The organism is Pseudobacillus sp. FSL P4-0506, from assembly GCF_038003025.1.
Classification (GTDB): Bacteria; Bacillota; Bacilli; order Bacillales; family Domibacillaceae; genus Pseudobacillus.
On record NZ_JBBOOI010000001.1, the window covers coordinates 3,695,496 to 3,716,131 of the forward strand.

A 20,636-nucleotide genomic window follows, 5' to 3' on the forward strand; every position below is an offset into this window, starting at 1 on the left:
GTATGCACAGAATGCTCTTTTTTACTCACAGTACTTTACTTAAAAATGCTTTTGTACGCTCATGCTGTGGATTAGAAAACAATTCCACCGGTTCATTCTCTTCAATGATATAGCCGTTATCCATAAAAATGACTCGATCGCCGACTTCTCTTGCAAATCCCATTTCGTGTGTAACTACAATCATCGTCATTCCGTCTTTGGCCAGCTGCTTCATTACTTCAAGCACTTCACCGACCATTTCGGGGTCAAGGGCAGACGTTGGTTCATCAAATAACATGACCTTCGGCTCCATTGCCAACGCACGGGCAATCGCCACCCGCTGCTTTTGGCCGCCGGATAGAGAATCGGGATAAGCATTGGCTTTGTCTGCAAGCCCCACCTTTTTCAGAAGAGCGATTGCTTTTTCTTCAGCCTCCTTCTTCTTCATTCCTCTTACGTTGATTGGAGCAAGTGTTATGTTTTCAAGAATGGTTTTATGAGGAAATAAGTTAAAGTGCTGGAACACCATGCCGACATCTTTGCGAATTTCATTAATATTTGTTTTCTTATCAGTTAAATCTTTTCCAGTTACATATACATGACCGCCAGTAACCGACTCAAGTAAATTCAAGCAGCGGATAAAGGTTGATTTTCCGGAACCGGACGGACCGATAACCACCACTACTTCCTGCGGCTTCACTTCGAGGGAGATATCTTTCAATACTTCATTGTCACCAAATGACTTTTTAAGGCTTTTGACGGAGATCATTGTGTATTCATTCTCCTTTCAATGTAGTTCATTAAATAGGTCAGCGACAAAGTTAATATAAGGTAAATGACTGCAACCGTGATATACGGCTCCCACACCCTAATGTATTGTCCTTGGGCTGCACGTCCCCAATACATTAACTCTGGGGCAGCAATAATTGCTGCCAGCGATGAATCCTTTAATAACACAATAAATTCATTGCCAAGCGGCGGGATCATCCGTTTGACAGCCTGTGGCAAGATAACGAGCTTCATCGCTTGGACATGACTCATGCCGAGCGACCGAGCAGCTTCCATTTGTCCCTTATCAATAGACTGAATGCCTGCGCGGAAGATTTCTGCAATGTAAGCAGACGCATTCAGCGAAAGGGCAATAATGGCAGAAACGATCGGATTAGACGGAGACATGAACAGCGGCACGACCCCAAAGTGAATCAATAAGATTTGTACGAGTAACGGAGTCCCCCGAAAAAAGTTCACATACCAGACGAACGGAAATTTCACCAGTTTGTTTGTCGACATCTTCCCTAACCCGATAAGCAAACCAAGAATGAGGCCGATTAAAATTCCAGCGAATGATAGTCCTAAAGTTAACAGTGTGCCTTTAATGAAATATGGCATATAATCCACGATAATATCTGTGCGGAAATTCATTTTACTTCCCCCTTTCTGAGACAAAAACGACTGTCCTTAGGCCCAAGCCTACAGCGGACAGCCGCAATTCATTCCTTATTGTTTCGCTGCTTCTTTTAAGGAATCTACGTTTGGCTCTTTACCAAACCATTTTTTATAAATCTCAGCATATTTCCCATTGTCGTATATCTCATTCAGTGCTTTGTCAAAGTCTTTTTTGTATTCGCTGCCTTTAGGGAAGACGATACCGTAATATTCTGGCTTAAATTTCTTTTCATCTCCAACTGTTTCAACACCGCTGTCCGGATTGTTTTTCACATATTCCAGCGCGACTGCAATATCTGTAACAGCTGTTTCAACATCGCCGCTTTGCAAAGCCTGGAACATGAGCGCTGCTGTTTCATATTTAGAGATCGAAGAAGAATTCTTTCCAACTACTGCTTCGGCAGCAAATTGTCCAGTCGTTCCATTTTGAACACCAATTTTCTTTCCTTTTAAATCATCAGCATTTTTAATAGAGGTGCCTTTTTTGAAAGCAATCATGCTTGTTGACTCAAAATAAGGAACAGAGAAATCATAGGATTTCTTACGCTCATCATTAATCGTCACACCCGCCATACCAATATCAAGCTGTTTGCTTTGAAGGCCGGCAAACATGGCATCCCAACCAGTGTTTTCAATATTCACTTCATAACCGGCTTCCTCAGCCGCAGCATTTAAAAGGTCTACATCAAAGCCGCTTACCTTCCCTTTATCCATAAATTCAAATGGGGCAAAAGTTGCTTCTGTTCCCACTTGTAATACTTTTTTGTCTTCTGATTTTTCTTTTCCTGCAGAATCTTCCTGTCCCCCGCTACAGGCAGATAGTAAAAGTGCACATCCAGCTGCTACAGACAAAAGAGACTTTTTAATTGAAATATTCATGTTGCTGACCCCCTAAATATTTTTCTTTTTCTGTTTTTTGATAAACCAAGAATAATAATTTGCTCAGTTCTTGTTCTTGTTATCTAGTAAAATAATAGCGTTTACAACGACAATTTTCAATCTATTTTTACATTTTAACTCTTTCTGATAATTATATTAACACAATTTCTCTTATTTTCATGCACATTATTTAAATAATAATAATATAGAAAATCTATTCTTTATGCTCTATTCTCGAAAAATTTAATGGAAATAAATCTATACATGCATAATAATTCATCATTTATAATATTCTATATATTTTAAATTTTCACTCCTGATAAAATGAGCGGCAGTCAGATGGAAAATAGGATTAGCACAAATAGAAACAACAGAGAAAACCCTCCAAACTAAAAAGGAGGTTGCCGGAAAGGGCAACCTCCTTTTTAGTTAACTTTCTTTTCTCATAAAAAATGGGTTCTTACAAACTGTTCTACTTCTTCGGCTGTATCCATTTGCAGCACTTCTTCCACTCTCTCACTAATGGATGCTTTTGATAAGCGAGAGATAATGCTTCTAGCTGGTAAAATAGATGACGCACTCATACTGAACTCATCAAGGCCAAGACCAAGCAAAATTGGGATAGCCGCTTCTGTTCCTGCCATTTCTCCGCACATGCCTACCCATTTTCCTTCTTTATGCGCAGCATCAATTACCATTTTAATCAAACGAAGGATAGCTGGATTATATGGCTGATATAGGTAAGCTACCCGCTCATTCATTCTATCTGCAGCCAAAGTATATTGAATTAAGTCATTGGTGCCTATGGAGAAGAAGTCAACTTCCTTCGCAAAAATATCTGCCATTACAGCAGATGAAGGAATCTCTACCATCATTCCGACTTCGATGCTATCAGAAACAGTGATTCCTTCTTGTTGCAGCTTTTCTTTCTCCTCTAACAAAACTGCCTTCGCCTGCCGAAATTCTTGAAGCGTGGCAATCATCGGAAACATGATTTTTAAATGGCCATAGGCGCTGGCACGAAGAAGTGCACGCAATTGTGTACGGAACATGTCCTGCATCTCTAGACACAAGCGAATAGCCCGAAAGCCTAAAAACGGATTCATTTCTTTCGGCAAATCTAAATACGGCAATTTTTTGTCCCCGCCAATATCAAGAGTCCGGACAACAACCGGTTTTCCCTCCATGCGTTCAAGGACTTTTTTGTAAGCTGTAAACTGTTCTTCTTCCGTTGGCAACTGGTCACGTCCCATATAGAGAAATTCAGTACGGTAGAGGCCAATCCCTTCTCCCCCATTTTGAAGAACACCGTCTACATCCTCAGGTGTGCCAATATTAGCAGCCAACTCCACTCGACAGCCATCTGCGGAAGCTGTTGGCACATTTACAAGCTCAGCAAGCTCTGCTTTATATGCTTCATATGCCGCCTTTTTCTCTTCATACTCTTTAATAACAGTCAACTCTGGATCAATAATTACCTTTCCCTCTTGACCGTCAATAATCAGCATCATGCCATTTTCAATATCATTCAGCGCTGTTTTTGTACCGACAACGGCTGGAATTTCGAGGGAACGTGCCATAATCGCTGAATGGGAAGTGCGCCCACCAATATTAGTTGTAAAGCCCTTGACAAACTGTCTGTTTAATTGAGCCGTATCTGACGGTGTCAAGTCCTCTGCTACAATAATGACTTCTTCAGAAATTAAACTCGGATTCGGTATCTCTACTCCAAGCAAATGCCCGATAACCCGCTTTGTTACATCACGGATATCTGCCGCGCGCTCTCTCATATATTCATTGTCCATGGATTCAAACATGGAGACGAACATATCCGATACTTCTTTCATGGCAAATTCAGCATTAATACCTTCTTGGTTTATTTTATCCTTTACTGGATTAAGCAGTTCAGGATCATTTAAAACAAGTGTATGCGCTTCAAAAATAGCAGCCTTATCTTCGCCGAGCGTTCCTGCCGCGTGTTCTTTAATTTTTTGCAGTTCACCTATTGATTTCTCAATTGCACGATCAAAACGTTGAACTTCTGATCCTTTGTCAAGTACTTCCTTCTTTTCTGCGACCAGATCAGGTTCTTCCAAACGAAAAGCCTTTGCAATCGCAATTCCTGCAGAGGCTCCGATTCCTGTTAACCATTGATTCATTTAGCTAATCCTTCTTTTTCCAATACTTCTGTGATTGTTTGCATAGCTTCTGCTTCATCCGCACCAGATGTAGTTATTTTCACTTCAGCACCAGAAGGGATACCGAGAGACATAATACCGAGAATAGACTTTAAATTTACACTTTTTCCGTTATATTCAAGACTGACATCCGCCGAGAATTTGCTCACAGCCTGTACCAAAATACTTGCCGGACGTGCATGAATTCCTGCTTCATCTATAATTGTAAATGTTTTTTCCATTATCTCATCAATCTCCTTTACACAGTTAATGTAAATTAAATCATACCATTTTTTTTATTTTGTCAAAACAATTAGCACTCGCATAAAAAATTTTCTAATTTTATAAATACTTTATATATGTACTCCCCCTGAGGCACAGACTCATACCGGATAACAGTAAAATCATCCAATACGAGCATCCTTCATCCTCCTTATAAAGCATCGCTTGTCAATCATCGCCTTCTTTCCCGGTGATTCAGGGGTACATTTATTTTTTATAGTGCCACGCACTTAGAGTTCTTCCACTAGTATGATCAAATCTGGCTTTACAAGTCCTATAAAAACAAACCTGGCGTATATTGGGCAGCTTTTTACTCATTTGATAGGCTCATTAACGATTATTTGTTCTATTTTCTCACACCGATTGGGTGAAGCTCCCCGTCCATTTACTTCTTCTTACTTAAAATGCAACTTCAACTGGCGAATAATATAAATAGACAGCAAAGCAAAGGCTGCTACTAACCCTTCAATAATCCAAATGCTTGTAATCGTACCTACCTGGTAAAGCGCAACGAAGAAATCAATGAAAAGGTGAAGGCCGATGGCATATAATACATACTTAAACTTGCCGCTCCGTACTCCAAGCAGTACCATCACCGAAAACATAATCTGCATAACAATGGCTCCTGCCCGCTCTATACCAGCCAGCAAATACGATCCAAAATTGGTTTCGATTATCTGCATTTTCAACTGGCTTATCTGCTGTGAAGGCAGTACACTAAGATTAGTTTCAAATGTGCCATTATTAATCATGATTGCATATACAAGTGCATTAACTGCTCCGACGGCACCAATTAGCACTGCTTCTATTCCTCCATGGCCGATGCCAAGTGACACGCCATCGCCAAATTCACGGCTGCGTTTTAATACCAATAAAAAAACAAAATAGCGTCCTAGTTCCTCAAACAATGCAGCTGCAAGTCCTCCATACAAAGCATAGGCAAAAGGATTATCCGTCATTTTCAAGGAAGGGCCCGAAGGATCAATCATCATCGCATGCAGTCCTCCTTCGAGTATTTGTGCAAATATGATAAATACTCCTACTCCCGCCCAAAACACTCTCCAAGAAAACTTTCCTTTTATCCGCCAATAAATAAGTAGAGCTGTCGGCAGTAAGATCGAAATGAGTAACTGAAAAATCATTCCCGCAAATGCATAGGATCCAACCATATATATCACTCCTTATTATTATCATTATTAATAATGATAATAAAATAATCTGATATAAAGATCAATCCTCTTTTAGAAAATTATTCATCATCTTGTAAGAAAAAAGCGAACATATGCTATTGATACACGATGAAACTCTTTGTAATTAAGAAGGCGGTTCTATAGGAACCGCCTTTCTTAGTTGCAGTGATCTCCTTTACATGGATAATCAGAAAAGTCAATTTGAATCGTTGTATGTTCAATATGAAAGTCATCATGTAGTTTCTTTTGGATTTCCTTGAGCAGCGGCTGTCCTTCTATATCTGGACTAGTGACTACGTGACAGCTTAATGCAGGAAAGTCAGAAGTGATCGCCCATACGTGCAAATCATGAACATCATTGACCCCAGGCAAACTAAGCAGGGCCTCCCTCACTTGCAAAACATTAATGTTTTCCGGTGCCCCTTCCATTAAAATGTGGAAAGAATCCTTTGTGACCCGGATGCCGCTTATAATAATCAATATAGCAACAATAACACTCGCAATTGGATCAGCCAAATTCCAGCCAAAAAACATAATCATTAAAGCAGCGGCTATCGCTCCTACCGAACCGAGCAGATCTCCAAGAACGTGTAAAAAAGCACTGCGAACATTTAAGTTTTCGTCTTTGTCGCCTCTCATTAGAATATAAGCCGCTCCAATATTCACTAACAGACCAATGACCGAAACAATCAGCATGCCAATGCTCATTATTTCTGGAGGAGTCATAATCCTCTTGTACGCCTCAATAAAAATATAAACCGAAATAGCAAGCAAGGTGAGGCCGTTAATAAAAGCAGCCAGGATTTCAAACCGCTTGTAGCCAAATGTCTTCGATAGTGTGGCTTCTTTTTCACCAAATTTTAAAGCCAAATAACTGAGGCCCAAGGCTGCCGCGTCGCTCAGCATGTGCCCCGCATCCGACAGCAATGCCAAGCTGTTTGTCAAAATTCCTCCCACCACTTCTACGACCATGTACGTCGCGATTAACATAAATGATAGTTTTAACGCTTGTTTGTTATTTGTTGAGTGATGGTGATGTCCGTGCCCATGGCTATGGCCATGATTGTGACCGTGACTGTGTGAGTGTCCCATTACATACGCTCCTTTATATGAATATATGATCATATACTTATATTATTTCAGACATACCTCTTTTGTTCAAGCTTTTTGTTAAAATATTCAAAAATTATTACAAGAACAGGTTATTTATTGTTTTAAAAAAGTATAGTACCCCTCCCCTTTTTGGATAAACAGGATTTAACACTCTTTTTGCGGGAAGAATAAACACTAAAAAGGAGGTTGGTCTGTTTGAAGGACGAAGATAAACAAATATCAGAAGGATTAAATCAAATTTTTGAGATTATTAATGCTAAAGGTGATGAAGGAGAGCTAAAGAGAATTGTCGGTAACGGCCATGAAGACAGCTTTGTATGCAGCGATGAGCTGTTTCATAAGGATTTAAGAGCCATTGTTGACGATACTATGCGTGAGAACGAATAGGCGAAAGGCCGGACACTTCAAGAGGTGTCTGGCCTTTCTGTTAGGTAATATAAAAGCTGGACCCATCCATGATTGTTATATCCGGCTCACCTCTGACCGCTTCTATTAACGTAAACAAAGCGTCATCTTTTCTCTTTGCTTCAATCATTATATCTATTTGAGAAATGCTTCCTTTTACTTTCCGCAAAAATTCAAGTAATTCCGTCTTGTTAATGAAATCCGCGTGGGCTTTGAAGTCTTTCTCTGACCTCGGGCTAGAAATATGCATCTTCAGTGGAAGCTTGGCACTTGTCCAGGTGCTAACAACTCGCTGCCAATCCTCTTCCCAGGTTTCTCCTTCTTCATGGTTCGCCCGATGATGATGGTAATCAAAAACAAAAGGAATGCCTATTTTTTCACAAAGATATAACGCATCCTTTACGGTAAAAGTAGTATCATCATTCTCCAGCATAATCATCTTTTGCAAAGACGGAGGGATGAGTGCCCAATTATGGATAAATTGTTCAAGTGCTTTTTCTTTATCTTTATATCCTCCGCCAACATGAAGAACACAGCGATGTTCAGGATCGATTCCCATTCCTTCTAATAACTTTTTATGCATAATAAGCGTTTTTAAAGCCATTTGAAAAGCTTCCGTATTCTGTGTGTTCAAGACGACGAAATGTTCGGGATGAAAGTCAATCCGCATAGTCGGATGTTCATCTAAATAATCACGAATAGCTGCTAGATTTTCTTTTAAAGGCTTTATAAAATTCCAATCCGGCAAATCCGGATGATTAGCGAGTGGGATTAATTTGGAGCTAAGTCGAAAAAAGTGGATATCATTTGCCGCATTGTGCCTCAGAAGCCGCAAGCAGTTCATTATATTCGAAGCCGCAATTCTTTCGAGCTTTCTAATAGCCGCTTCCCTGTCCTTTATCTTGATAAATTGTGTATGAGTCATCGTTTGAGAAGGAGAGCTGTTTTTTACATTCATGCTCATCGCTGCATAACCAAGACGGATTAATGTCATCTTTTACACCCCTTATTCAATAGTTTTACCCTACTTTTTCGTAAACTGAGCTGCAATGAGTGTTTTTATACTTCAATTTTCTCTCTTTGGGTAACATACTAAATACAGTGAGGTGAAGGTAATGTACAAATTGTTAACACACAATGATTTAGACGGCGTCGGCTGTGGCATTCTAGCCAAGCTTGCCTTCGGAAAGGAGGTACAGGTCCGCTACAATTCCGTATCGGGTCTTGACTATGAAGTAGCATGGTTTTTAGAACATCAGGATAAGAAAACTTCTTTACTTATTACTGATTTATCTGTTAATGATGAAAACAAAGAAAAACTGAATGAATTTTATCTGGCCGGTGGGAAAGTGCAGTTGATTGACCATCATAAAACGGCTCTTCACTTTAACGAGCATGAATGGGGACACGTTGTCGTTGAAGATAAAGAAGGAAAACTAACTTCTGCTACTTCATTGCTTTATGAGTATTTGCTGGAACAGGAGCTAATGGAGCCCTCTAGTGCAATTGCTGAATTCGTAGAGCTCGTCAGGCAGTATGATACATGGGAATGGGAAAAAAATGATAACCAGGAAGCACGCAGACTGAATGCTCTTTTCTTTTTAGTATCAATAGAGGAGTTTGAAGAAAGAATGATGAGCCGGCTTCGTTATCATGATCATTTCTTTTTCGATGAATTAGAAGAAAAAATATTAGATATGGAAGATGACAAAATCGCTCGTTACATCCGCCGGAAAAGACGGGAACTTGTGCAAGCTAAAGTTGGAGAGCATCTGGCAGGAGTCGTTTATGCGGAATCATATCATTCCGAGCTCGGGAATGAGCTCGGGAAGGACAACCCCCACCTTGATTATATTGCGATCTTAAATATCGGCGGAAAGCGGCTCGGCTTTCGCACAATCCATGATCATATCGATGTCTCAGAAATAGCCGCCCACTATGGGGGCGGCGGTCATGCGAAAGCAGCCGGTGCTTCTATGACAGAGGACGCCTACAGACAGTTCGTCACGGAAACGTTTCACTTGATGCCGCTGCGGGAAGATGCCAGAAGAAACCGCTACAATGTAAAAGAGTCGTCATTCGGTTCCCTTTATGAAAGCCGGTCTGGAGAGACTTTTCTTTTATATGAGGCGGCTGAAAATAAATGGACGATTAATCGCGAAGGCACCATTTTACCAGAAGCTTTTCCGGACTTTCAAGCAGGGGAAAACTTCTTAAAGAGAACCTTTGAGGCTTCGCTTGCCAGAGATGATGTTTTTGTCCGTTATCTGCAGAAGCTGGTGAATAAAGAAAAGTAGCCTTAAACGGCGAAAATTTGTGAAATTATCAAAGGAATGGTAGCTTTTCTTGGCATTTATGGTACGCTTTATAGAGGAATAGGAGCGATTGCAAATGATAAAAATTGAAGTACCTCAACCAGATCTAACCATTATAAAAAAGAATTCTGAAGGAGACACGAGCGAAGCGGCAATAGCCAGAGAGTATGGCTTTATTGACTATCACAAAATCGCCCGTGATAAAGGGGGCATCTATATGTACTATGATGCTCGCGACGAGTTAATGTTCGTTGGAAAAGCAAGAAAGTTAAGGATGCGCATCCGTAAAAGCTTTGAAGACACAGCTTCTCCGATTAAACTGCATAGAGATGACGTCTATAAAATTGAAGTCTGCTATGTGGATGATCCAATGGAACGGGAAATTTATGAAACGTATATTATTAATCAGTTTCAATCGAAATATAATATCGAGAAAGTATTTTTCAAATAATACTCTCACGAAAAAGACAGCCAGAGGAAGACTCCTCTGGCTGTTTCTTTTATCCCAATTACTCCCACAAACCTTCTCTATTGGGCAGAATTGGTACTTTTGATTTTACATTTTGTAATAAGCGGCCTAACGATCAGCAGAAAAGCTCTCTATTAATAGCCAGCAGGGATAATCCCAGTGTCTGTCTGATAACCGGCAAGCGGATACGCTGGAATGTCTTCCCAGCGGTTAGGGTTCGCGTTATTTACCTTTCCAGAAGCAATTCCTTCAAGAAGCGCTTTTAACCCTAAATAATTTTGCTTGGTTAAATAACCATTTGATTTTTGTCCAAGGCCACCCTCCCTTGTATTCCCTTTTGTCTCAAAGAAAATCGCTGGATTGCTATGCCTTGTCGGGTTAAGATTGTTATAGTTCAAGCCGAGCATCATAGCCGAAACTACTCCGCCCTTGATATCAATTTCGTATCTCTGATCGCCGCTTCCCACTTGATAGCGATCAATGTGTGTATATCCATAGTCTTTTAGCGCATCATAGACGTATACTTGCATTTGACGGGTAACCTCATTGTAATTTTTCACGCTAGGCAGTGTTGGACCGTTTGGAGCAAGCGATACACCAAGCGACATCGAAGTTGACTCGTTTGTACCGTATACCGTCTTAAAGCCTTGGTGATGCAGATCGACCGCATAATCAGGCTTTACATCCGCCCAATACTTATAAAATGCTAACGATTCTTTTGCTTTAAATCCATTCTCTGACCAATCACGGTTTAAATCGGTCGTTAATGGCTTGCCCTCTCCGCTTAGCTTTGGCTCCCCCTTTTCATACAGCGTTGTTGTCCGCGTATTCATGATGCTGCCGTCCGGGTTGTACATTGGAATGGCATAAATGGTTACATTGTTCAGGATTTCTTTTACATCCTTTGCCCCGCTGCTGCCAAATGTTTTTAGCAAGTCCAAAACAGCCCGTGTTGTCAGCTTTTCATCTCCATGAATTTGAGCCTGTATCCAAACCTTAATTGGGCCTGTCCCAACTTTTGCTGCATAAAAGCTTCGATTCTGCTCACTTTTCCCATACTTATCTAGAGTAAGTACTTCTACCTTTCCTTTGCTGGTCTGCTCAATGTCCTTCAACACCTTAATCATATCCTCATATGTAACAAGGCTGTTCAAATTCATTTCTCCGTTAGTAGAAGGTCCACCAGGCACTGTTTCTGCTGCCATTGCAGCAGATGAAAACCCTGTGGAAAATAGCAAAGAAATTCCTAAAAAGAATACCATAAATTTTCTCAAAACATTCCCCCCCCATCACTTTTATAATACGTCCCCATTATACTTAATTAAATATTCTGATAAATCAGCCGAATAGACGATTTACCCTTGACTTTCCACTTTAAAATATAGGAATAAAGTCTGAAAAAGGCAGTTTTCGACAGTTTTTACTCACTAAAAGCCTTCACTTGGCGAATATTGCCGAGAAATCACTTTCTCCTTTTCTTGCCTTCTTTAGCAGTGTCTGTTATGTTTAAAGAGAATTATTTTTGTTCGAAGAAAAAGGAAAGTTAAGTACTTTTCGTCTAATGAATTTGAGCAAGGATAGTACCATTGATGTGCTTTTCGCACAAGAGGAGGATACAAAATGGAACACGGTAAAGTAAAATGGTTCAATGCAGAAAAAGGATTTGGATTCATCGAGCGCGAAGGCGGAGACGATGTATTTGTTCACTTCTCAGCGATCCAAGGTGAAGGCTACAAATCTTTAGACGAAGGTCAAGCAGTTACTTTCGAAACAGAACAAGGCCAACGCGGCTTACAAGCGTCTAACGTTCAAAAAGCATAATTATTGCCTAGATGCTCATTTAACTAAATAGAACAGTAAAATTCTGCTCTAAACAAACAAGCAACTCACCTTCAATCTTCTATTTGAAAGTGTAGTTGCTTTTTTGATGTTCATATGAAACGGTGATCTTTTGTTTTTATTTATTTTAACAGTCCATATCGTTACCGGCTTTATTTGTTTATTTACAGGGCTATTTGCTGGCTTTTCTAAAAAGAAAAAAGGGAAGCATACGATCTCCGGTGAAATTTATTTTTGGTCCTATGCACTTGTTTTTCTTTCAGCTCTCATTATGGCCATTATTCATTGGGAAGAGAGTGCCTACCTCTTCTATATCGCCCTCTTCTCCTTTTCATTTGCTTTAATTGGTTATTTTTCTGTGAAGAAAAAGAAAAGAAATTGGCTAAACCGGCATATCGCTGGAATGCTCGGCTCCTATATTGGAATAGTTACAGCCACACTTGTTGTTAACAGCCCACACATTCCTTTTTTAAATGACATTCCCATACTCGCTATTTGGCTGTTGCCAACGATGATTGGCACACCCATTATTATTAAAATTGGAAATAAGTATACGCCAAATCGAAAAAAGATAGCGAGCTAACTAACAGCATAACAAAGGCCTTCCCAAATCCACAAAAGATTGGGAAGGCCTTTATGTTTATCATTGAGTGCTTATAACCCCACAAGCTATGCGGGTGCCTGCATCACCAGCTGGTTGAGATTTGCCATCATCCGCCTTTTCATGAACAACAAGAGCTGATCCGTCTTCATCTATTAAAGAATGATCTTCTCCACTGTTAAGTGTTACCTCTTTTGCAATCATTTCTGCTTTTACTGTTCCGTCTTCCCCTACGTTAAGATTTGGCAAGTCGCCGGCATGTGGTCCCTTTTCGTGATTCATTCCGTGGCTGGCATTCGTTGGGTTAAAATGACCACCGGCTGATTCAAAGTCCGGTTTTTCACATTTTCCTGTTTCATGAATGTGAAATCCATGCTCACCTGGTGGCAAATCCGAAGCCTCCACCTTAATAGATACCCCTTCATTCGTTTGTTTCAGTTCAGCTATCCCTACCTTTTTCCCCTCACTATTTTTTAAATCAATCACTTGGGAGTCATTATCTTCTCCATCCTCAGAAATGGGCTCATCCGGAGATGTAGGGGCCTGTTTTTCAGTAGAGGTTTCTTCACTTGGCTGTTCTTCTGTGGCTGTGGAATTGTTTTCAGATGTCGTTTCGTCATTTTTTTGTTTGTCTGCTGCCTTATCCTCTCCACCGCCGCATGCACTGACAATTAACATGACCGCTAAGATGGAGAAGAAAAAGAATATTTTCTTCATACTCATCCTCCCTTTCTAAAAATTATGTACACATACACTCACTTTACACAGGTAAGAACTTATTTAAACTTCTTTACTCCATTTTCATTCATTCGACCTAAGTCTTCAATTTTTATAAATGATTAATTTTGAAAAAATAAGGTAAAGTAAAATGAGGTGATCATATATGAAACAAACACAGGATCTGGACGAGATCATGAACCTCGTTCGGTCTCAACAAGAAAAAGAAAAAATCTTCATTTCTCATCAGGAAAAGAATCTTTCCGATATGTCACTTGGAGATGAAGACACGGGAGGAGCAGCTATTGAAATCGAGGTAAAAATATTAATGCCTGAAGAAGCTGTCTATTTCGACAAGGTGTATACTCACTCTATTGAATATGAGGAGGCCGTATCACAAATCAAAGAACTTGAACAATTGTCCGCTCTGCAGAAAATCAGCCCGGAGGATATGGAAAAGAAATACAGCACTCCATCATAGAACCAAATACAAAAGGAGCGCTCTTTAACAAGAGACGCTCCTGTACGGATGGTAATTATTTACGTTTGCCATTATTTACTATCCAGCCGTTCTACTTCTCATTCAATATCTTCATTTAAAAAATAAAATGTTTCTCTTCAACCCGAAGCAGCTCTTCATGATATTTTTAGCCAGCAGCAATCAATCTCTTAAACAAACAAGTTAGCAATGAGCAGGGACACCAGAGCAGTTAACCATGCTAATGTTGTCGGAACAGACCAAACGAGTATTTGCTCTTTTACATTTTTAATGCCAAGCATCCGGTTAACCACCCAAAATAAACTGTCATTAAAGTAAGAGAAAATCATCGCACCAAGTGCAGCTGCCTGGGCTGCGAGCGCCATATTGATATCTAGATTCGCCACAATAGGCGCGGAAATGGAGGCTGCTGTGATCATCGCTACTGTTCCGCTTCCTTGAACAAGGCGGACAAGTGTCGCAATGAAAAATGGAATTAAAATAGCTGGTAATGGCAAAGAAGCAATTTGCTGGGCAATATAATCTCCGGCTCCACTTTCACGAAGCACTTGCCCTAACGCACCACCGGCTCCTGTCACAAGTAAAATAATACCGGCTGTGACCATTCCTTCCTCCATGCGTTCAAGTGCCTCCTCACGCTTCATATGTCCTGCCAATGCATAAATCGCTGCCACCAATGACAGTCCTACAGCAATGATTGGCTGACCTAGGAATAACAAATAGTCAATCCATCCTCCCTTGATCTCCATCGCACTTAATGTTGTATTAATGAAAATTAAAACAATCGGCAATAAAATAGGCAGGATTGAACGAAATAAAGAAGGTAACTCTTTGCTTCTTTCAGCTGATAATTCCAAAAACTCCTGATAGGCCTGTGGAGCATCTGGACGGACAAAGTCTGCCCCTTCTTCAGCAGGAAGCTGGTAAATTTTCTTGCCAATCCACTTGGCATAAGTGACACCAACAATAATGATTGGAACGGCAAACACTAACCCCCAAGCAATCATTAAGCCAATATCCACTCCGAAAATACCGGCTACACCCAGTGGTCCTGGCGTAGGTGGCACAGCATGATGCGTAGCAGCCAGCCCGATGGCCAATGCGACTCCAAGCGTGACAACAGACTTTCCTGTTTTGCGGGAAAGCGCCTTAACTAATGGATTTAAAATAACAAATGCTGAATCGACAAAAATAGGAATAGACACAATATATCCGGCAATGGCCATCGCCCATTCTTCTTTTTTCTTTCCGACAAGTTTAATTAAACTGTAGGCGAGTCTCTCTGCTGCACCCGATACTTCCAAAATCCGGCCGATCATTACGCCAAAACCAATAACAATCCCAATCGATCCTAACGTACTTCCAAACCCTGCAGAGATTGTTTCCGCTACTTTAACCGGGTCCATCCCACCAATAATTCCAGTTAAAGAAGCTCCGATAATCAAAGCTAAAAATGCATGAATTTTTGTTTTTAACACAAGTATGATCAATGCGGCTACACCAATAATCAATCCGACGATCATTTGCGTTTCTGGTGTCATCCTCTGCAACCCCTTTCAATATAGGTAAAAAGAAAGGGAGAATCCCCTCTCTTTTGGTTCTCTCTATTAAAGCGACTCTCGTGTGAATTTTGGTGCGTACTGTGCTGCCAATTTAATGCATTCTTCCATACTGACACTGGAAGCAATATTTTTCCAAGCGATATCAAATGCCGTTCCATGATCAACTGATGTACGCAAGAAAGGCAAGCCGTTTGTAATAGAAATCGTACGATGAAAATCTGTCATTTTAGCAGCGATATGTCCCTGATCGTGATACAAGGATAGAACGGCATCATATTTGCCATTTAACGCCTGGAAGAAAACAGAATCTGCCGGCACTGGTCCGTAAGCGTTAATTCCGTCTCTTTTGGCCGCTTCGATTCCCGGTCCAATTTCTTTTACTTCTTCATCGCCAAACAAGCCGCCTTCTCCGCTATGTGGATTTAATCCAGCCACTGCGATCGAGCGATTCTCAATTCCAAGACGCTTCAACGCTTGATCACATCGGATTAAATAGTCATGAACGCGTTCTTTTGTCATCTGAGTAATCGCCTCTTTTAAAGACACATGACGGGTTAAGAAAAAGATACGCAGACTGCGCACTTCAAACATCGTTAACGGATCTTTGGAATTCGTCAGGGATTCTAGCATTTCCGTATGACCGATAAATGGTACATTCGCAGCTTTCAACGATTCTTTATTAATCGGTGTAGTAGCAAGAGCGGCTACTTTCCCATCCATCGCCAGCTGAACGGATTTTTTAATATATTCAAAAGCTGCTTGTCCACATTGAGCCTGGACCTTCCCAGGTTGAAGGGCCTTTGCATCAATGTTTGCCAAATTCAATACATCAATTGTGCCGAATTCATATTTCCCCTCTGCTGGCGAAGACACTTCATTTACTTTCAAATTAGTTTCTGTTACTACAATCGCTTCGCGTATGGTTGCTGCATCACCAACAACGAGGGGACGGCACATAGAATAGATTTCCTCTTTGGCTAATGATTTTACGGTAATTTCCGGTCCAATCCCGGCTGCATCTCCCATAGGGATAGCGATAATTGCACGTTCTATTGTCATATTAAACACGTCCTTCATGATTTTTTGTTCTTAGATAATTGACGCACTGATAAATTGATTGTTTGTCGCCGACCATTCCGCCTTTTGTCACAACCGGAATGCCGTTAAGGGCCCCACCGATAAATTTTCCATAAGCAGCGAGCGGCAGTACTTCATCCTCCAGTTGAATGGCCTCCGCTTTGCTCACTGCACAAAGAGCAGCCGTTACATCTCCTCCACTTGAAAAAGTGCCATTAATGGCCGTGCCCCGCTCTTTAAACACTCCATAGGTAATTTTAGCCAACCCGTCCGTGATTCTTTTAGCCAGTGTTTCCTCTGTTGTTCCTTCTTCTTTTGCTATTTCTGAAAGCGGCAACACTATGGACGCGGGTGACTGTGTTGTAATAATTAAAATTTCTTCCTCTTTTAGCTTTTCTAACGCTTCCTTTGTCGCCCGCTGCACTTCTTCTTCCCATGAACCTGTTAAAGATGCGAGATTCGCCGCATTAACATACACAGGATGTGAGTTGGTTTTATCGATTAAATAGCGAATTTGCCGTCCTGTTAACGGAGTCACGCTTCCTACTGTGACAATCCATTTATTCAGATGTATGCTTTGTCTTGATTTGACACGGCCGTAGGCAGCTGATAATGGACCAGGGTCTACAGGGATGATCGTATACTCATCAATAGCGGCCATCGATTCTGCAATATGGTCAATCTCTTCATTCGTTACTGCATCCACGACAATAATTCGTTTGTTTGCAGCCATTAACGCCTTCATTGCAGGTAAAATGGCTTCCGCTCCTTTTAAAACCGTCCCTAGCCCAATATGGCCGACTTCATAGCGGCTTTGCTCCTTTATAACATCTGGGACATAAGAGCTTGCAATGGGGTTCATCGGATCTTTTGCTACATCTGTTGCTTGAACAGGCATCCCTTCTACAAGCAAATATCCGCCGGAGGTGACACGTCCTGAATCCGGATAGGAAGCCACTACAACAGCAATACTGCCAGGACCAATCGCATCTAACAGAGCGTCTGTTTCTGCACCTAAGTTTCCGCGAACCGTGCTATCAATCCGCTTGGCTACTACATCCGCTCCCCAATCTTTTAACTGTCGATAAGCCTTTTGAACACGATACTTAGCAGTGTCTGGCTTTATATAGCGACTATCTGTATCTATACTAATAGCAGTAAAGTTTCCTGATGTGGGGACTCCTCCTCCGAAAACAACAGCGGCACTTACAAAGCCAGCTTTCGCAAGCCGAACACCAGTCGCATTCGCACCCGTTAAATCATCTGCAATAATTCCTATTTTCATCCTGCCCACCTACTTTGCTATTACTATATCTACGTATTCCTCATAGGATTTTCGAATTTCTTCAGATATATATCTGTCTGTAATAACGGTCGTGACAAAGTCTAAATCGCATACTTTAGAAAACGCCTTCTGATGGAATTTAGATGAATCCGCCACAAGCACAACTTTTTCTGCAGTTTTTATCATCTCTTGCTTAACAGCCGCTTTTTCGAGTGTGGGGGCTGTAATACCGAATGCTGAATGAATCGCATGGGCTCCCATAAAAAAGAGATCAACATGCATATTTCTTAATGTATTTTCTGCAAGAGAGCCGAACAAGGCACCGACGTCATTTTGGAGCCGCCCACCAATTACAATTACTTCCAAATGGCTATCCATTAACTCAGCAGCAATTTGTATATCGTTTGTTATTACGGTGGCTGGCACATTGCTTTTCAACAGCCGGGCAATTTCCAGTGTGGTGGTTCCTGAATCAAGCAAAACGGTCATATTTGGCTTAACAAGAGAGACAGCTTCTAACGCAATTTGCTTTTTTTCTTCAACGGCCGATCCTGCTTTGGAAGCAAAAGATTGTTCATTAATTAAAGCCTGTGGAAGAACGGCTCCTCCATGTGTGCGGATTAATTTTTTTTGCTTTTCTAATAGATCGAGATCTCGACGAATCGTCATTGGAGAGACAGATAAAGCTTCTGAAAGCTCTGTAATCTCGACCTTTCCGTAAATGTGTAACTGTTCAAGAATGCTCTTTTTTCGCTCATAAGACGACATTGCCAAGCACCGCCTTCATATCAAATAATCTTTTGTTACTTTCAAACATAATTATGTTACTTTAAAACAAAATAGTCAAGTCATATTGTTCGTTTTGAACATATAATGGTTCTAAAAAGAAAAATTGTTAGACTATGACTGTTCTAGTATGCTGATTTTTTTTATAGTTTCATTCATGATAACCATTGAACGTTTTATGCGACTTAAAAGAGGATAAAATAGAAGTAATGAATTTATATTTTAAGAAATAGAGGAGGACAAAAAATGAACCCGATTATTTTATTTGATGGTGAATGTAATTTTTGTGATTCAAGTGTCCAGTTCATTATAAAGAATGACCCTAAAGGCATCTTTCACTTTGCCTCTTTGCAAAGTGACACCGGGCAATCGTTATTGAAAAAACACCGCGTGCCATCTGATATTGATAGTATGATTTTGATTGAAGGAGACAAAGTTTATTACAAATCAGCCGCTGCCCTTCGTATTTGCAAACATTTAAAGGGAGCATGGAAACTGTTATATGCGCTGATTATCGTGCCTCGTCCAATCCGAAATATAGCTTATGACTTTATCGCCAAAAACCGTTATAAATGGTTTGGCAAAAAAGAAAGCTGCATGCTTCCGTCACCGAGTGTGCGGGCTCGCTTTATATAAAAAAGGAAAAGCGTTTTTCGCTTTTCCTTTTTTTATATAAAGTTAGAAACTCTCCAAAATTGATCGGCCATCGTTGTCGACATCCATTCTAAGCCTTTGCTCTCTGCTTGATGAAGAGGCTGCCAATAAGGATGACTGCTATTCTTAATGTATATTTCATGATGAGGAGATTGGTCATGTATCCCGCTAATATCAAAAAAACCATTGCTGAACAGCAAAGCCCGTACTTTATAATCAATTGCTGGGGAAGTAACCAATGGATTTCCGACTGAGTGAGTAAGATGAACAATGACTTTTTCGCTTGTTGTGTTTACAGTTTCTATCTTAATACCGTCCTCTGAAGCTGTTTCTTCTTTTTTCAGCCTTCTCATCCACCCATAAGCTTTTGTTTTGCCAACATCTCTTGATAAATGAACTTGAGGACTTTGTCCATTATAGTTGACTCGAATGTCCGCTCTTGTTCGATAATCTTGAGAATCAGGGTCAAACCCGCGGTTATCTCCTTTAAAATAACGAAGCGGGGAAAAGAAGTTGGGGTTTTTCAACCATTTATTCTCTAAAAACGTTGTGTAACGAACCATCCATTCTGTCTCTTCAGACAGCTGTTCTACTGGCTTTAATACATTTTCAATTGTGCCAATTCGTTTAGTTAGATTAAATCTTTCCAGGACTGCTTCCTTTTCCGATGCTCCCTTTTTGAAAAAGCCGATAATCCCTGCTATGGCGAATTTTTCCTCACTCATCTTCTTTTCTGACAACACTAGGGGACGGGCCGCTTGAATAGAATACGTATAATCCTTGTTGGCTTGAACATCATTATCAATAAAACGACAATCCTTTACCTTTGCTATTCTTTCTCCGTTCCGGTAAACTGAATACTCTTCAATCCCTTCAATCGGCTCCCATTCCATACTAACAAGCGAGTCTGTTACAATAGTTGTAACGATTAAATCTTGTAAGACATTGACAGAGCTCTTATCTTTTGCCGCAGTAGCAGTAGCGGTCTGTATTTTTATTATCTTTAAAGGACGGTTTCCTGCCCTTTTCTTTTCGATTGTATATGAATATGGCTGACCTGGAAGAAGTCCTGTATCCGTCACTTCTGTATCTGATCCTGAATAGACGAGCTCCCCCTCCCTGTACAGGTTATAGGACGCCAATTCTCCTTTCCAATGAAAGGTAATTTCATTTTCCTTCTGTTCAATGGATTTGATCATCAGACTATTGATGCGAGCCAACCGCTGTTGACGTCGGGTTTTTAAAGACAAGAAGGCTCCTCCAGCCAAACATAATAAAGCTATAGAATAACGATAAAACACTCTTTTCACCCCATTTTTTAGCATTCCACTGCTGCACTGGATACTACCTTTTGTTATACC

The 20,636-nt window shown here is 40.6% G+C and carries 22 protein-coding genes; 7 read left to right on the top strand and 15 right to left on the bottom strand.

Annotation, left to right across the window (positions count from 1 at the left end):
- Positions 1-25: 25 nt before the first annotated feature.
- The 7 genes from MKZ02_RS18265 to MKZ02_RS18295 form a co-directional block, all read right to left on the bottom strand.
- Complete coding sequence (locus MKZ02_RS18265; RefSeq protein WP_120036791.1) at positions 26-748, bottom strand: amino acid ABC transporter ATP-binding protein; 723 nt, start codon at positions 746-748, stop codon at positions 26-28.
- Positions 745-1,401: an amino acid ABC transporter permease gene (locus tag MKZ02_RS18270; protein ID WP_120036789.1), complete on the bottom strand. Its 657-nt coding sequence runs from the start codon at positions 1,399-1,401 to the stop codon at positions 745-747. The genes MKZ02_RS18265 and MKZ02_RS18270 overlap by 4 nt, the downstream gene beginning before the upstream one ends.
- A 75-nt stretch (positions 1,402-1,476) precedes the next feature.
- On the bottom strand, positions 1,477-2,304 hold the full coding sequence (locus tag MKZ02_RS18275; RefSeq protein WP_120036787.1) for a basic amino acid ABC transporter substrate-binding protein: 828 nt from the start codon (positions 2,302-2,304) through the stop codon (positions 1,477-1,479).
- Positions 2,305-2,747: 443 nt separating this feature from the next.
- Positions 2,748-4,463: a phosphoenolpyruvate--protein phosphotransferase gene (ptsP, locus tag MKZ02_RS18280; protein WP_340855066.1), complete on the bottom strand. Its 1,716-nt coding sequence runs from the start codon at positions 4,461-4,463 to the stop codon at positions 2,748-2,750.
- Positions 4,460-4,726: a phosphocarrier protein HPr gene (locus tag MKZ02_RS18285; RefSeq protein WP_120036783.1), complete on the bottom strand. Its 267-nt coding sequence runs from the start codon at positions 4,724-4,726 to the stop codon at positions 4,460-4,462. Before MKZ02_RS18285 ends, ptsP begins: the two co-directional genes overlap by 4 nt.
- 432 nt (positions 4,727-5,158) lie before the next feature.
- A complete protein-coding gene (locus MKZ02_RS18290) occupies positions 5,159-5,932 on the bottom strand; it encodes a YhfC family intramembrane metalloprotease (RefSeq protein WP_340855067.1) in 774 nt (257 codons plus the stop codon).
- A gap of 177 nt (positions 5,933-6,109) precedes the next feature.
- Positions 6,110-7,045: a cation diffusion facilitator family transporter gene (locus MKZ02_RS18295; RefSeq protein ID WP_340855068.1), complete on the bottom strand. Its 936-nt coding sequence runs from the start codon at positions 7,043-7,045 to the stop codon at positions 6,110-6,112.
- A 216-nt stretch (positions 7,046-7,261) separates the two neighbouring features.
- Here MKZ02_RS18295 and MKZ02_RS18300 point away from each other — a divergent pair, with 216 nt between their 5' ends.
- A complete protein-coding gene (locus MKZ02_RS18300) occupies positions 7,262-7,453 on the top strand; it encodes a hypothetical protein (RefSeq protein WP_120036777.1) in 192 nt (63 codons plus the stop codon).
- A 40-nt stretch (positions 7,454-7,493) separates the two neighbouring features.
- On the opposite strand, the gene uvsE is transcribed toward MKZ02_RS18300, so the two are convergent.
- Complete coding sequence (uvsE, locus tag MKZ02_RS18305; RefSeq protein WP_340855071.1) at positions 7,494-8,465, bottom strand: UV DNA damage repair endonuclease UvsE; 972 nt, start codon at positions 8,463-8,465, stop codon at positions 7,494-7,496.
- Between the two features lie 121 nt (positions 8,466-8,586).
- On the opposite strand from uvsE, the gene MKZ02_RS18310 reads away from it, so the two are divergent.
- Both MKZ02_RS18310 and MKZ02_RS18315 read left to right on the top strand, forming a co-directional pair.
- Entirely contained in the window at positions 8,587-9,768 is a 1,182-nt protein-coding gene (locus MKZ02_RS18310; RefSeq protein ID WP_340855074.1) for a DHH family phosphoesterase, read from the top strand.
- Between the two features lie 94 nt (positions 9,769-9,862).
- A complete protein-coding gene (locus MKZ02_RS18315; RefSeq protein WP_340855076.1) occupies positions 9,863-10,237 on the top strand; it encodes a nucleotide excision repair endonuclease in 375 nt (124 codons plus the stop codon).
- Between the two features lie 152 nt (positions 10,238-10,389).
- Here MKZ02_RS18315 and MKZ02_RS18320 read toward each other — a convergent pair whose 3' ends face one another.
- Positions 10,390-11,529 carry a M14 family zinc carboxypeptidase gene (locus MKZ02_RS18320; protein ID WP_340855078.1) on the bottom strand — a complete coding sequence of 380 codons (1,140 nt, stop codon included), beginning with the start codon at positions 11,527-11,529 and terminating at the stop codon, positions 10,390-10,392.
- Positions 11,530-11,875: 346 nt separating this feature from the next.
- On the opposite strand from MKZ02_RS18320, the gene MKZ02_RS18325 reads away from it, so the two are divergent.
- Positions 11,876-12,076 (top strand): cold-shock protein, encoded by a 201-nt coding sequence (locus MKZ02_RS18325; protein ID WP_120036768.1) that lies wholly within the window; start codon positions 11,876-11,878, stop codon positions 12,074-12,076.
- Positions 12,077-12,206: 130 nt separating this feature from the next.
- Positions 12,207-12,677, top strand: coding sequence for a DUF2306 domain-containing protein (locus tag MKZ02_RS18330; protein WP_340855081.1), 471 nt, complete (start codon positions 12,207-12,209; stop codon positions 12,675-12,677).
- A 60-nt stretch (positions 12,678-12,737) separates the two neighbouring features.
- Here the strand turns inward: MKZ02_RS18330 and MKZ02_RS18335 are convergent, their stop codons facing one another.
- Entirely contained in the window at positions 12,738-13,412 is a 675-nt protein-coding gene (locus MKZ02_RS18335; protein WP_340855084.1) for a superoxide dismutase family protein, read from the bottom strand.
- A gap of 166 nt (positions 13,413-13,578) precedes the next feature.
- Between MKZ02_RS18335 and MKZ02_RS18340 the strand changes: the two genes are divergently transcribed.
- Entirely contained in the window at positions 13,579-13,893 is a 315-nt protein-coding gene (locus MKZ02_RS18340; RefSeq protein WP_340855087.1) for a hypothetical protein, read from the top strand.
- A gap of 188 nt (positions 13,894-14,081) precedes the next feature.
- Here the strand turns inward: MKZ02_RS18340 and MKZ02_RS18345 are convergent, their stop codons facing one another.
- The 4 genes from MKZ02_RS18345 to MKZ02_RS18360 all read right to left on the bottom strand — a co-directional run bounded on the left by MKZ02_RS18345 (position 14,082) and on the right by MKZ02_RS18360 (position 18,603).
- Positions 14,082-15,452 carry a GntP family permease gene (locus MKZ02_RS18345; RefSeq protein WP_340855090.1) on the bottom strand — a complete coding sequence of 457 codons (1,371 nt, stop codon included), beginning with the start codon at positions 15,450-15,452 and terminating at the stop codon, positions 14,082-14,084.
- Positions 15,453-15,518: 66 nt separating this feature from the next.
- Positions 15,519-16,532, bottom strand: coding sequence for a 4-hydroxythreonine-4-phosphate dehydrogenase PdxA (gene pdxA / locus MKZ02_RS18350; RefSeq protein ID WP_340855092.1), 1,014 nt, complete (start codon positions 16,530-16,532; stop codon positions 15,519-15,521).
- 1 nt (position 16,533) lies between these two features.
- Positions 16,534-17,835: a four-carbon acid sugar kinase family protein gene (locus MKZ02_RS18355; protein ID WP_340855094.1), complete on the bottom strand. Its 1,302-nt coding sequence runs from the start codon at positions 17,833-17,835 to the stop codon at positions 16,534-16,536.
- Between the two features lie 9 nt (positions 17,836-17,844).
- The gene (locus MKZ02_RS18360) at positions 17,845-18,603 is read right to left on the bottom strand and encodes a DeoR/GlpR family DNA-binding transcription regulator (protein ID WP_340855096.1); all 759 of its coding nucleotides are present in this window, start codon (positions 18,601-18,603) and stop codon (positions 17,845-17,847) included.
- Positions 18,604-18,867: 264 nt separating this feature from the next.
- On the opposite strand from MKZ02_RS18360, the gene MKZ02_RS18365 reads away from it, so the two are divergent.
- Entirely contained in the window at positions 18,868-19,257 is a 390-nt protein-coding gene (locus tag MKZ02_RS18365; protein WP_340855100.1) for a thiol-disulfide oxidoreductase DCC family protein, read from the top strand.
- Positions 19,258-19,289: 32 nt separating this feature from the next.
- On the opposite strand, the gene MKZ02_RS18370 is transcribed toward MKZ02_RS18365, so the two are convergent.
- Positions 19,290-20,525 (bottom strand): DUF3238 domain-containing protein, encoded by a 1,236-nt coding sequence (locus tag MKZ02_RS18370; protein WP_340855103.1) that lies wholly within the window; start codon positions 20,523-20,525, stop codon positions 19,290-19,292.
- Positions 20,526-20,636 lie beyond the last annotated feature (111 nt).